Here is a 13,790-nt window from a genome sequence, read left to right on the forward strand (position 1 = left end):
AGGAGAATACTCATGGCACGTTTCTATCGCCGTCGCAAATTCTGCCGTTTCACTGCTGAAGGCATCACTCACATCGACTATAAAGATGTTGAATTGCTAAAACAGTACATTAGTGATAATGGTAAAATCGTACCAAGCCGTATTACTGGTACATCTACTAAATATCAGCGTCAATTAGCGACTGCTATCAAGCAAGCTCGTTACTTATCGCTACTTCCATACACTGATAACCATCAAGGTTAACCGCTAACTAGGAATGACTCATGCAAATTATTTTGTTACAGCGTATCGTCAACCTTGGTAAACTCGGTGAAACTGTCGATGTAAAACCAGGTTACGGACGTAACTTTCTTATCCCTCAGGGCAAAGCACTACCTGCTACCAAAGCTAACATCGAAAAGTTCGAAGCACGTCGTGCTGAACTTGAAGCTGAAGAAGCAAAAGAGATCGCTGTTGCTCAAGAGCGTGCTGATGCATTGACTGACGTTAATGTTATCATGCGTGCTAAATCAGGTGACGAAGGCAAGCTATTCGGCTCTATCGGTACTCGCGATATCGCTGAAGCATTGACTAACTCAGGTCTAGAAGTAGACCGTGCTGAAATCAAGCTACCTGAAGGCACTCTACGTCAAGTTGGCGAATACAATGTTGATATTCAGCTACACCATGACGTTACTGCTAGCATCTTAGTTACTATTCTTTCTGAAGATGGTAACAACGAAGATTCAGCTGACGAAGAAGCTGCTGAAGAAGACTATTCTGAAGAGTAATCTTCTATGTAGTTAGACTCAGTCTGCAAAAAGCCAGCAACTTAGGTTGCTGGCTTTTTTATGTGCGTCATTTTTGACATTAGAGTCTATGTATTTAGACAATCTATATCGCTAACTTGTACTCTTTTATCTCGATAAATTAGGATTTTATATATTCCTAAACAGCTGAGGATTCTCAAAAAATCTATTGCTATGATAGCAGTGTTATCTATGCAATATTGTAGTAACTAAATGCAACAACTACCTTAAAAACGCTATACTAAACAACAAGATACTGCCTATATAATCATCTTTATTACTATTAGCAGAATTGGTAATCTACTGCTATCTAATGTACTAATAGGGCGCAAGAACATGAAAGAAAATAATAACATCCATACCAATGACAAGCTTATCTGTACCCAAGGTAATGCATACTATTCCGAAGGTGAAGTATATACAGTTGGCAGAATAGTCAATGACAAATACTTTCAGCTGTTGACCAGTGGCAATGATGATCATTGGTATGCCACGTTGGATGATCAAGGTATTTATGTCAGCTTTGATACTGCAACTGCTACCAATAACAAAGCTTTTTTTGATAAGATTGCCTAACTGTCAATCAGGGCACTCCTTAGAATACCTATCTTAAGAATAACTATTACTCAGGTAGGTAAATATTGCTTAGACAAAAACTGGTCATTATAAATGGCCAGTTTTTTTTGGTTTGAAGTATTAGCAATTGCTAGTTATACAAGTATTTCCATTAGATTCTTCGATGTTTTCTTACTAACTTCCATCATTTCAAAATTAAGTCTCTCTCAATTTTTTGTCAACAGCGCCAACTATTTAACGAATCTATTTCCTAGCGGCGTCTATTTGCTATAAAATATGCCCCTTTAAAATTTCGTATCGTTAGTGATGCAGATAGTTGGTTCGATATCGTTTAAATGTAGACATGGTAAAAGCCTGTGAAAGTACTACGCAAAGTAGACTTAGCACGCTATATACCGTGTTTAATCTCGATATAATTGACTATATTGGCATTGGTAATCAATTAAGATATAAACCATATTGAGACAGTGATGATTGTATTTTGGCTTGTGCTGACCATTCTTTTTATTATTTTCGCTACCGCAAAATTAAAGTGGCATCCCTTTTTAGTGTTGATTTTATCCGCTTTTTTGGTCGCGCTATTTTATCAAGTACCACTTAACACGGTCGCCAAAACGATTTCTGATGGTTTCGGTGGTATCTTAGGTTATATCGGTCTTGTGATTGTATTTGGTACGATTATTGGCTTAATCCTTGAAAAAACGGGTGCTGCTATCGTAATGGCAGAGTCCGTCATCAAAGTATTGGGGCCACGCTTCCCTACTTTGACCATGTCTATTGTCGGTGCAGTCGTTTCTATACCTGTATTTTGTGACTCTGGCTATATTATCTTGAACTCTCTAAAAGAGTCTTTAGCTGAGCGTCTACATGTATCAAGTGTCGCGATGAGCATTGCCTTGGCCACTGGTCTATACGCTACCCATACCTTTGTCCCGCCTACGCCAGGCCCAATCGCAGCGGCAGGTAACTTAGGTCTAGAGTCAAACTTAGGTTTGGTCATCATGGTCGGTGTGGTGGTGACAGCGGTTGCGGTACTGGCTGGCTGGTGGTGGTCTAATCGCTTCCTTAACGCCACTCCTGACAATATCAATGTGGCAGATGCTCCTACAGCCGCAATGCCTGACGGAATGAAAACTCGTGAAGATTATAGCCACTTGCCTTCAGCGACAATGGCTTTCTTACCGATTATCGTTCCTATCATATTAATCTGCCTGTCTTCGGTTGCTAATTTCCCAAGCGCACCATTTGGCAGTAGCATGGTAGCGGAAATTCTGATATTTATTGGTAACCCATTGACTGCGTTACTTGTCGGTTTGTTCTTATCGTTTTTCTTGATTAAATCAAGCCAAAAAACGCAAGAAATCAGCGACAGTATCTCGCAAGGTTTGGTAGTAGCTGCCCCTATCCTATTGATCACTGGTGCTGGTGGTGCATTTGGTGCCATGCTAAAAGTAACACCGATTGGCGATTACCTAGGTTCGACGCTATCTGCTTTGGGTTTAGGTATCTTTATGCCATTTATCGTTTCTGCTGCGCTAAAAACAGCACAAGGCTCAACCACAGTCGCATTGGTTACGACTTCTGCTATGGTTGCCCCACTATTGAGTCAGATCGGCCTAGACAGCGAACTTGGCCGCGTGTTCTGCGTTATGGCAATCGGTGCCGGTGCCATGACCATTTCACATGCCAATGACAGCTTCTTTTGGATTGTTAGCCAGTTTAGTCGCATGAGCGTGGCACAAGCGTACAAAGCTCATTCAATGGCCACTGGTATCCAAGGTGTGACTAGCATCGTATTTATCTGGTTGTTGACCCTAGTGTTTATCTAATCCTAAGATTAGCTGTTTTTACATACGTTTATTTGATGATTGTTAAATAAACGTTTTAAAACATGACACTATCGCAATGATCGTGTCATTAAGATATTCAAAGAGAGCCGTATGAAAATTTTGATTGCCCCTGACTCGTTTAAAGAAAGTTTAGAAGCACTTGATGTTTGCCACGCCATTCAATCTGGCTTTAGTCAAGTGTTTCCAGATGCTGACTATAAGCTGTTGCCAATGGCCGATGGTGGTGAAGGTACCTCAGCGGTATTGTCTTATGTATTGGGCGGGCGCTGGAAAGAAGTCAGAGTACATGACCCATTGATGAGACCGATTACGGCGAAGTACCTATTATTGCCAGACGCGACCGCTGTTATCGAAGTGGCTCAAGCGTGCGGATTGCACCTACTGACAGCTGATGAGCGTAATCCCGTTATTGCGAGTAGTTATGGGGTTGGGGAGCTGATCGAAGATGCGTTAGCAGAAGGTGCTAAGCGTATTGTTATCGGTCTGGGTGGTAGCGCAACCAATGATGCAGGCCTTGGCATGCTAATGGCGCTAGGCATAACATTTCATGACATCAATGATAGCCTACTCACTCATGGTGGTGGCGCACTTGCCAGCCTACATAAGCTCGATAATACTGGCCTTCATGCAAAAATATCAGACACGGTATTTGAGGTTGCTTGTGATGTAACCAATCCACTCTGTGGTCTGCTAGGAGCAAGCGCAGTATTTGGCCCGCAAAAAGGCGCTTGCCCAGAACAAGTCAATACCTTGGATAAAGCACTCAGTCACTTTGCGACCATCTGTGGACAGCATGGCTATGAAGACTGTCAATACGTTGAAGGCGCTGGCGCTGCTGGCGGTCTTGGCTATGCGATGATGACATTCTTTCAAGCTCAGCTAAAGTCAGGCTTTGATACGGTGGCCGAAGTGGCTCATCTGTCACAGCATATCGCAGAGGCTGATCTTGTCATCACTGGCGAAGGTAAGCTTGATGCGCAAACCGCCATGGGTAAAGTGGCAGGCGGTATTAGCCAAATCGCTAAGGCTAGCCGCACACCTGTTATCGCTATCTGCGGCAGCGTCGATGGACTAAAACCTGTCCAAACCAGTCAGTTCGATGTGGTTATGCCGAGTATCCAAAAAGTCGACACGATTGATAATGTGTTGGGTTCTGCTTACAATAATATTGAGACTACTGCTGCTAATATCGCTGCAAGTATCAAACTTGGGCAGACTTTAAAATAGTCGCAATCTTTTATAGTCGCAATCTATCAATGAACATCTTTTGTTAAACGCACAGCTATTGAACTTTCGATTAACCCTTCATTAGCTGTGCATTTATCATTCTCAACATATCTATAGCCATTCTTTTACTTCATCGATGACCGTATGCATTCTATTAGAAAGTGCCTGCTGTCGTCTGACTGCCAGATATAGCGTTTCGCTAACGGCAACTGGTAAATGATGACTGCTAATCAGTTCAGGCTTCGGATAGGCAGCCACTGCATGTGCTGGCAAAACAGTAAAGCCTATTCCTCTGCTGACTGGCTCTAAGATTAACCCTATCTGATTCGAAAAGCCTTTTTTCTCAAAATTATTAATATGCTGGAATTGCTCATAATTGGCAGTCAGTAGCATACCTGCATGATGAGCGCCATCTGGATGATCGATAAATCCAAGCTCGATAAGTTGCTCCCAGCTCGGCTCTACTGTAGTCGCAGGGGTTACTAGTATCAATGCTTCTTGCGCCATAGGCTTGCAGCTAACCGTTTCATCCTCTGAGACATCCGTCATAAAACCAATATCAATCTCGTGATTAGCCAGTGCTCGCTCTATATCAGAATTTGGAGCAAAACGGTAATCAATCACTAGTTTTGGATACTGCTGCTGTAATGTCAAAAGCTGCGGATATAACTTAAGTCCCACACTACCTGGTGACATTAAACGCACCAATCCTTCATAAGATGGATCTTCACCGATACGCTGTTCTAAATTTGATAATCGCTGCAATATCTCGCCTGCTTCTTTATATAGCTGCTCACCTGCATTGGTCAATGAGAACTGCTTTCCTTGTCTAATCAACAAGTCTGTATCTAGTTGCTCCTCTAACTTACTTATGTGTTGGCTCACACCAGACTGCGTCATATATAGACGTTCAGCTGTGCGGGTAAAGTGCCCAACTTCAGCAAGCGTACAGAAAGTTCGTAGCCATGTGATATTAATCATTACGTTTTATACTTATTTATATAATATTTGATAATTTTACATAATGACAGTGCATTTGTATACTGGGCTCACGTTAAACAAGAGTACAGCAAACAGGAGCACAAGCTATGAACAACGTTTATCCAAGAAGCTTTTCACACATCGGTCTGTCAGTCCCTGACTTAGATGCCGCCGTAAAATTTTATACTGAAGTGATGGGTTGGTACACCATCATGGAACCAACTGAGATTGTCGAAGATGACAGCCCGATTGGTGAGATGTGTACTGAAGTATTCGGTGCAGGTTGGGGCAGCTTCCGTATCGCTCACCTATCTACTGGTGACCGTATCGGTGTTGAGATTTTTGAATTTAAAAACCAAGAAAACCCTGAAAACAACTTTGAATACTGGAAAACAGGTATCTTTCACTTCTGCGTCCAAGATCCAAACGTTGAAGAGTTAGCTGAGCGTATGGTTGCCGCAGGTGGTAAAAAGCGTATGGAAAAACCACGCTACTACTACCCTGGCGAAAAACCTTACCGCATGATTTATATGGAAGACCCGTTTGGTAACATCGTTGAGATTTATAGCCACAGTTACGAGCTTATCTATAGCGAAGGCGCATACTAGGTTTAGTATATATACAGCTTAGTATAGATTTAGATTATATCTGATTGAAAAACCAATAGCGTACTCATCATCTGAGTGCGCTATTTTTTCGTGCGCTTTCTATGTGCTCCATCTATCGTATAGAATATGAGCCATGCTACTATTTAGTCAGCTATATATAAAACTATAAACCAACCCATTATCAAGGATGATAAATGACTCAATTAGGCACCACTCTAGACCTAGACGACCTTCTGGTTATTAGAGAAGACAATAAAGAAAGTGGCGTCGTCACGCTCACCTTAAACCAACCCAAACAATTCAATGCGTTGTCCGTTGAAGTGCTGTCTGCTATGCAAGCAGAGCTAGACAGTATCGCTCCAGACAATACAATCAGAGTGGTGGTGATTCAAGCGACAGGCAAGGCGTTCTGTGCTGGTCATAATCTAAAACAAATGCGTGCACACTCAGATGCAGCATTTCATCGTGCCCTATTCCAGCAATGTAGCAAAATGATGCTTACCATCAACCGTATGCCGCAAGTCGTTATCGCAAAAGTACAAGGCATTGCCACAGCCGCAGGATGTCAGCTGGTCGCCGCTTGTGACTTGGCCGTTGCCGCTGATGATGCAAAATTTGCCACCTCTGGGATAAACGTTGGACTTTTCTGCTCCACGCCTGCCGTTGCTGTCAGCCGTAATCTACCTCGTAAGCAAGCGTTTGAGATGCTAATCACAGGTGAGTTCATAGATGCGCATACCGCTTTGCAATATGGATTGATCAATCGAGTTGCACCAGCAGAGCAGTTAAATCAAACACTACAATCACTGATAACGGCGATTACTACCAAGTCTCCGGTAGCAATAAAAACTGGCAAAGATATGTTTTATAAACAACTAGATATGAACATCGAAGATGCGTATGACTATGCCAGTGACGTGATGACTTGTAATATGATGGCAGACGATGTGAGCGAAGGTATTGATGCTTTTATTGAGAAACGCCAAGCGGTATGGAAAGAGTGTTAGTACCTATGACACTAATCATTGTATTGCTTCGCTGACGTTATACGGCGTGTGCTTGGATTAAAAAGCTAGCATATTTCTTTTCAATAATCGAGTTGGCTTATTGCCAAGCATAAAAAAGGCCACGATATCATTATCATGGCCTTTTTTATTTCTATTTAATACTGGTGTTATAGGTACTATGAGCCGTTTATTACTCAGCAGCGATGGCGATCATCTCAACCAATAGCTCAGGACGTGCTAAAGCTGACTCACCACAAGCGCGAGCTGGTGGCTGAACACCTTCAAACCACTGGTCATAGACTTCATTCATAGCAGCAAAATCAGCCATGTCTTTGATCCAGACAGTGACTGATAGTAGCTTTGATTTATCACTACCAACTTCTTCTAGCAACGTTTGAATTTTTTCTAGACAAGTCAATGTTTGCGCTTTGATATCGTCTTCTGCATTACCGACCTGGCCACACAAATAGATAGTTTGGTTATGAATTACGGTTTTACTCATACGTTGATTGCTGTGTAGCTTCTTAATCATGTCTATACCTTTCATTTATTAATTTAAGTCTGTGCTAACTATAGTCAATCCACTATAAAAGCGTTACAGCGTTAACCTCGCTTGAAGTATGACATATACATCTGCACTCGGTTGCCTTGTACCGCTCTTAAATTGGATCAACTATATATCAGATACGCTCTTAGTTAGAAAAACGCTGGGCACTGAACGGTGCAAGATCGACCAATGCAGGTTTATCGTGAATCATTTCTTCAACCAGACGCCCTGTCATTGGCCCTAAGGTAAAGCCTTGATGGCTATGACCAAATGCGAACCATAGCTTGTCATGCTTGTCAGCAGGACCGATTACTGGCTTCATATCAGGCATACAAGGACGTGACCCTGCCCATGCTTCACTCTCAACCGCATCTTCTAATGGCAAGATTTTTTTAGCAAGCTTCAATACAGTTTTTAACTGACCAAAGTTCTTTGGCGCATTCATCGTGGTCATCTCAGCACCAGTAGTGATACGGATACCCTGTTGCATCGGCCCCATCACAAAGCCTTTGTCCATATCAAACATACTATGATTGATAGTATTCTTTTCTGTCACTTTGAAATGCTGATGATAGCCGCGCATTGGGAATAGTGGCAAGTTATAGCCAAGTGGTCTGATCAAATCATTAGACCATGGGCCTGCTGCGATAACCAATTTGTCACTATAGTAGGTATCATTATCAGTGATAACTTTCCAGCCTTCGCCGTCTTGAACGATTTCTTTCACATCGCTTTCTTTGATCGTACCCTGCATATCTTGGAAGTTTTTTGCATAAGCTTTTACGAGCGAGCTTGGGTTTGATACTTGCCAAGAGTTTTTCCAATGAATTGCGCCAACAAAACCTTCAAAATTGGCGCTAGGCTCCATTGCTTTTAGCGCTTCAAGGTTTAGTACGTTATGCTCAACACCTTGGTTACGCGCGTCGATTGCTGATACTTGAGCTTCTTTAAACGTCTCTTCTGAGCGATGCAATTGCAACCAACCATCACGAGTAATGAGCTCGTCAGCACCAGAAGCGCTAATCATAGTTTGGTGCTCACTGGTACAATGCTCAATCAACGTCTGCCACTCTGATTCAATCTTTTTGACTGAAGCTGGCGTAGAGTATTTCCAGTACTGAAGCAGCGCTTGGTGATAACGCAAAATGGCCGGAATACGATAGCGAATATCGGTACCTTGGTTTGGCAACACTCTGATCATTTCTGTCAGCTGACGAGGAAAAGGATGTGTATGAATGGCTTCGCGCTGAATCAATCCTGCATTGCCGTATGAGGTCTCTGACCCTGGCAATTTTTTGTCTAATAATAATACATTTGAGTTATTTTTTTGTAGATGCCACGCGATTGACGTGCCAACCATACCTGCACCGATAACGATAACTTCGTAGCGCATAACCTATCCTTTTCTTAGGGTGTTAATACAGAGTATCAAATATAAGGGTCTAACAGAATTAGGTGGTAATAGTAACGCATTAGGATAAATTTGAAACCCTTATCTGAGAAATATTTTCGCGTCACATACTTTTGGTTATGGGGTTTTTGAGAAGGTATTTTTGATAGGAATAATACTGGCTTTGAGCAATAATATAGCAACAATTTTAGTGAGAATCGCGGCAAATTATCTGATGTTTTTGATCGTGAAATTTTCGACTATTCGAAAGTTCATTTATCTATATTACTCAATAACTTTATTAGCTTATGTTTAATTAGTCAAATAATCAACTAAACATGGGTATTACCACCAAATGGGATCATCGTCTTCTATCATGGTTCGCCTTGTCGTCTCAACCGATACCTCGTTCGTAGATAGTTCAGCGATAAAACGTGACGGTTTATCAAAGTATCCAGAATAACTAGAGAAGTAGTTTGGTGCCGTCAGATATAACTGCGTTTTGGCACGACTACAGGCAACATAAAACAGCTTACGCTCTTCTTCTAATGCTTCAAAGTCATCTAAAGAACGATGATGCGGCGTGATGCCATCTACTAAAGAATTCACAAACACTACTGGCCACTCAAGGCCTTTAGCGCTATGAATGGTCGAGATAGTGACTTTGTCATTGCTACTGTCTTGTCCATTATTCGAATTGCCCATCACAGCAACCGAATCATTGGGTGGGTCTAAAGCGAGATTTTCTAAAAAGCTATCAAGGCTTGTGTGCTCTGTCGCTAAGTTCTTTAGCACCCGAAAATCTTCGGTACGCTCACGCCAATTTTCTTCAATCAGCTTTAGCACTGGAATATAAAACTCAAGAATATGTTCAATAGCTGTCTCGACCGATTCGGCTTGCTGTGCCTTGGTAAGCGCATGATATAGAGGTTCTAGCTGATCGCTCTTTTTTGCAAAAGGCGCGGCCAGTAAGGATTCAAACGCATTGTTGTCAGCAGTAATAGCTTGGGTTAAGCGCGTCGCCGTTACTGCTCCTACCCCTTTAAACAAAGTTAAAATTCGATGCCAAGCAATCGTGTCATTTGGATTGTAAAGGATTTTGACAAAGGCCAATACGTCTTTGATATGCCGTCTTTCAATGAACTTGATGCCACCCACCACGATAAAGGGAATGTTGCGCGCCATAAACTCTAGCTGTACGTAATTGGACTGAAAAGACGTACGGCATAATACCGCAAAGTCGTTGTAGTCATACTCTGGCTTAAGCGCGACAATTTTGTCAGTGATATAGCTCGCTTCTTTTGGCTCATCACTGAGTCGTCGAAATACTGGCTTGTGTCCTTCTATTAGCGCATCAGAATACAGCTGCTTTTGATAACCTAGCGTGATTTGCTCTGACAAAGCATTGATATAATTTAAAACGGACGGCGTACTGCGATAATTTTGCTCAAGCTTAATAAGTTTGGCATGAGGATAAGTCTCACCGAACAGAAGAATGTTTTCATAATTGGCACCGCGAAACGCGTAAATACTTTGATTGTCGTCACCCACTACCATCAGCGATACCGACTCAGGCTCACATATTAAATCGATCAGCTGCTTTTGCGGAATATTGGTGTCTTGGTATTCATCAACCATAATGTAACGATATTGGCTTTGCAGCAGCTGTCGAAAGGTATCATTGGTCTTCAAATGGCGCACTACTTGACTGATGATATCGTCAAAATCATATAAGTGATTGGCGCGCTTGTACTCATGAAAGTCAACTGCCAGCTGCTCGATGATAGGAATGTGCACGGCAATATCAGGGTAGTTACTTTCGATTAAGTCGCGAATATGTATACGTCTGTTTCTAGACGTCGATATGATATTTTGCAGCGTTTTTTTACGTGGAAAGGCTTGTGACTTGGTTTGAGCAGGATACTTTTTTTCTTTATGCACCAAGTCGATAGCATCCTCACTATCGCCAGTATCCAAAATCGTAAACCTTGGATTGATACCGAGCAACCCTGAATACTGGCGTAGCAACATATTACAAAACGAGTGAAAAGTACCACTAGTGATGCTATTTAATGCTTTATCAGTTGGCAGCTTATCCTCAGCCAGCTCTTCATCTGATAGCTCTTGATTTGAAAGACTGCTTGCTAGCAAAGACTTAGCTCTATCTTTTATTTCATTTGCGGCTTTACGCGTAAAGGTCAGTAGCAAAATTTCTTTAGGCGACACCCCATTTTCCAATAGATAACTGGTCCGATAGGTCAAGGTTTTGGTCTTACCTGAGCCAGCTCCAGCAATGACCAATACTTTGCCTTCGATCGTAGTCGCGGCCATTAGCTGATCGGGATTTAACTCACTGGCATAATCGACCTTTAACCCCAATCCACTATCTAGCCTCTGCTTTAACAATTTGATATTTTTCGGCTCAGCAGTATCAATTAAATTTGCCTCTAGCTTCTTAATAGCCTGCTCAAGTCGAGTCAGTTTAGGCTTCATCTCAAGGAAGTTCTGCGGATATTTATAGTGGCGTGTGTCAAAAATCGAGGTTGTCATTGTCTACAATTGCCTTACATTTTATTTTGGCGATATTATCAGCTTATGTCTGACTGTTTATAGCTTTAGAATAAGTATGACTTGTTAAACCTAGCAGAGTATATGTGCTGAATTTTCGGTGAACTTTAAGCCCTTATCTATACGTGACAGTTTAGCATATTAAAAAATAGGATTTATTAGCCCACATAAGCTATGTGTCACTCTTATTGATTCGCCTTATTCATTTTTAAGCCCCAAATATGACCTGCTTTTATCATAAAGCTGCGTATTGTCATCGAGTAAAAACCTGAGCATATACCGTAACAACCTCACCCCTATTCAGGTAAATTTGCTACAATGTGCCCAATTTTGATTTATCATTTAACCAAACTTTATACCAACTGATTTTATTAATACATTGAGAGAATGTTATGGGTTTTAATTGCGGCATCGTCGGCCTACCAAACGTGGGTAAATCCACCTTGTTTAATGCGTTGACCAAAGCGGGTATCGCCGCTGAAAACTTTCCATTTTGTACCAAAGATCCCAACACGGGTATCGTACCAGTACCAGACCCACGCCTAAAACAACTGGCTGACATCGTCAATCCTGAGCGCGTATTACCAACGACGATGGAGTTTGTCGATATCGCAGGTTTGGTTGCAGGCGCGTCAAAAGGCGAAGGCATGGGTAACCAGTTCCTAGCGAACATCCGTGAGACCGATGCAATTGCTCACGTTGTACGCTGTTTTGATGATGACAATGTGGTACACGTTGATGGCCGCGTTAGCCCGATTGATGATATCGAAACTATCAACACTGAACTGGCACTTGCTGATTTAGAAGCTGTTGAACGTGCGGTATTTAACTTGACCAAAAAAGCAAAAGGCGGTGATAAAGACGCTGGCGCCATGCTTAATGTGTTCAAAAAGATTGAGCCATTACTAGCAGAAGGCAAAGCGGCTCGTGCTGCTAACCTAGACGCTGATGAGAAAAAACTGATCAGAAGCTATGGTCTAATCACGCTAAAGCCAACCATGTATATCGCTAACGTTTCTGAAGATGGTTTTGAAAATAACCCATACCTTGACGCTGTTCGTGACTATGCCACTGGTGAAGACTCTATCGTCATCGCGCTATGCAACCAGATCGAATCTGAAATTGCTCAGCTCGATGAAGATGATAAAAAAGACTTCCTAGCTGAAATGGACATGCTCGAGGCCGGTCTTGATCAAGTAATCCGCGGTGGCTATGACTTACTTGATATGCAGACTTATTTTACCGCTGGTGTAAAAGAAGTACGTGCTTGGACCGTCGCTATTGGTGCTACAGCACCGCAAGCAGCTGGCGTGATTCATACTGATTTTGAGCGCGGCTTTATTCGCGCTGAAGTCATTGCGTATGACGACTTTATCGAATACAACGGTGAAAAAGGCGCTGCTGCTGCTGGTAAATCGCGTCTAGAAGGTAAAACTTACATCGTGCAAGATGGCGATGTTATGCACTTTAGATTTAACGTGTAACTTTAAGTAGTGTAGCTTGTTTAAAGTTAATTAGCCGATGTTGGATATTCTCCATCATCGGCTTTATTTTACCTATTTATTGTTATATTATAACATATCTTTATTTTGCTTACTTGAGGACTTATATTTTGACTAATTATTTTTCTAAATTTGCAGGTATTACTATACTAGGTAGTGTGATGGCAGGCTCTCTACTAGGCTGTCAGCCGAACAACAATACCGATGCAGCGGTATCTGAAGAGGCGCCTGTAGATAATCATGCCGAACATGAACAAGGTCATGAGATGCATGATGATAAAGAGCATGAAGATCACGGCCACGAAGAGCATAGTGATATGGAACACGATCATGAAGGGCTTAATCATGAAGATCACAGTCATGAAAGTCATAGCTACGAGGAACATGCGCACGCAGGTCATGATCATGCAACTCATGCCAACAGCAGCACTCCTTTCTCTTGTGAGCCTACTGCTACTATTGGCGTTTCTTATCATAGCGACAGTACACCACAGACAGCGCATTTACTCATCGATGGTATCGAATACGATTTAACAGCTACTGCTAATAGTGAAACTGATGCTGATAAAGGCATCTATACCAGCGATATCGGATTAGACGATACCCACGGCATCATATGGCAAGTAAATGGAGATAAAGCGACGTTGCTTAATAAGACACTGGACAGCGATGTAGCTATCGACAAGGAAGACGTACTTTTTAACTGTCAAAAGTCTTAATATAGTTGGTTCAATATAATTTGAATA

The 13,790-nt window shown here is 42.0% G+C and carries 13 protein-coding genes; 9 read left to right on the plus strand and 4 right to left on the minus strand.

What is annotated here, in order from left to right:
* The first annotated feature begins 12 nt into the window (after window positions 1-12).
* From rpsR to ACQKC9_RS04490, 5 genes are all read left to right on the plus strand, one after another.
* Window positions 13-243, plus strand: a complete 231-nt coding sequence (gene rpsR, locus ACQKC9_RS04470; protein WP_010198808.1) for a 30S ribosomal protein S18 — start codon at window positions 13-15, stop codon at window positions 241-243.
* 20 nt (window positions 244-263) lie between these two features.
* Window positions 264-770: a 50S ribosomal protein L9 gene (gene rplI, locus ACQKC9_RS04475; protein ID WP_057759378.1), complete on the plus strand. Its 507-nt coding sequence runs from the start codon at window positions 264-266 to the stop codon at window positions 768-770.
* Window positions 771-1,124: 354 nt separating this feature from the next.
* Complete coding sequence (locus ACQKC9_RS04480; protein ID WP_179798876.1) at window positions 1,125-1,364, plus strand: hypothetical protein; 240 nt, start codon at window positions 1,125-1,127, stop codon at window positions 1,362-1,364.
* Window positions 1,365-1,834: 470 nt separating this feature from the next.
* Window positions 1,835-3,193, plus strand: a complete 1,359-nt coding sequence (locus ACQKC9_RS04485; protein WP_427620652.1) for a GntP family permease — start codon at window positions 1,835-1,837, stop codon at window positions 3,191-3,193.
* A gap of 111 nt (window positions 3,194-3,304) precedes the next feature.
* Window positions 3,305-4,441: a glycerate kinase gene (locus ACQKC9_RS04490; RefSeq protein WP_427620653.1), complete on the plus strand. Its 1,137-nt coding sequence runs from the start codon at window positions 3,305-3,307 to the stop codon at window positions 4,439-4,441.
* Window positions 4,442-4,552: 111 nt separating this feature from the next.
* Here ACQKC9_RS04490 and ACQKC9_RS04495 read toward each other — a convergent pair whose 3' ends face one another.
* Window positions 4,553-5,422 carry a LysR family transcriptional regulator gene (locus tag ACQKC9_RS04495; protein ID WP_427620654.1) on the minus strand — a complete coding sequence of 290 codons (870 nt, stop codon included), beginning with the start codon at window positions 5,420-5,422 and terminating at the stop codon, window positions 4,553-4,555.
* A 107-nt stretch (window positions 5,423-5,529) separates the two neighbouring features.
* Here ACQKC9_RS04495 and ACQKC9_RS04500 point away from each other — a divergent pair, with 107 nt between their 5' ends.
* Together ACQKC9_RS04500 and ACQKC9_RS04505 are read left to right on the plus strand one after the other, a co-directional pair.
* Entirely contained in the window at window positions 5,530-6,030 is a 501-nt protein-coding gene (locus ACQKC9_RS04500; RefSeq protein ID WP_101205448.1) for a lactoylglutathione lyase family protein, read from the plus strand.
* 194 nt (window positions 6,031-6,224) lie between these two features.
* Window positions 6,225-7,037, plus strand: a complete 813-nt coding sequence (locus tag ACQKC9_RS04505) for an enoyl-CoA hydratase (RefSeq protein WP_427620655.1) — start codon at window positions 6,225-6,227, stop codon at window positions 7,035-7,037.
* Between the two features lie 190 nt (window positions 7,038-7,227).
* Here the strand turns inward: ACQKC9_RS04505 and ACQKC9_RS04510 are convergent, their stop codons facing one another.
* From ACQKC9_RS04510 to ACQKC9_RS04520, 3 genes are all read right to left on the minus strand, one after another.
* Window positions 7,228-7,566 (minus strand): RidA family protein, encoded by a 339-nt coding sequence (locus ACQKC9_RS04510; protein ID WP_102091315.1) that lies wholly within the window; start codon window positions 7,564-7,566, stop codon window positions 7,228-7,230.
* A gap of 163 nt (window positions 7,567-7,729) precedes the next feature.
* Complete coding sequence (locus ACQKC9_RS04515) at window positions 7,730-8,977, minus strand: NAD(P)/FAD-dependent oxidoreductase (protein WP_427620656.1); 1,248 nt, start codon at window positions 8,975-8,977, stop codon at window positions 7,730-7,732.
* Between the two features lie 342 nt (window positions 8,978-9,319).
* Window positions 9,320-11,524 carry an ATP-dependent helicase gene (locus ACQKC9_RS04520; RefSeq protein ID WP_427620657.1) on the minus strand — a complete coding sequence of 735 codons (2,205 nt, stop codon included), beginning with the start codon at window positions 11,522-11,524 and terminating at the stop codon, window positions 9,320-9,322.
* A 410-nt stretch (window positions 11,525-11,934) separates the two neighbouring features.
* On the opposite strand from ACQKC9_RS04520, the gene ychF reads away from it, so the two are divergent.
* A complete protein-coding gene (gene ychF / locus ACQKC9_RS04525) occupies window positions 11,935-13,026 on the plus strand; it encodes a redox-regulated ATPase YchF (protein ID WP_427620658.1) in 1,092 nt (363 codons plus the stop codon).
* A gap of 128 nt (window positions 13,027-13,154) precedes the next feature.
* Window positions 13,155-13,763, plus strand: a complete 609-nt coding sequence (locus tag ACQKC9_RS04530; RefSeq protein ID WP_427620659.1) for a hypothetical protein — start codon at window positions 13,155-13,157, stop codon at window positions 13,761-13,763.
* The last annotated feature ends 27 nt before the right edge of the window (window positions 13,764-13,790 follow it).

The organism is Psychrobacter sp. NPDC078409 (assembly GCF_050268505.1).
Classification (GTDB): Bacteria; Pseudomonadota; Gammaproteobacteria; order Pseudomonadales; family Moraxellaceae; genus Psychrobacter.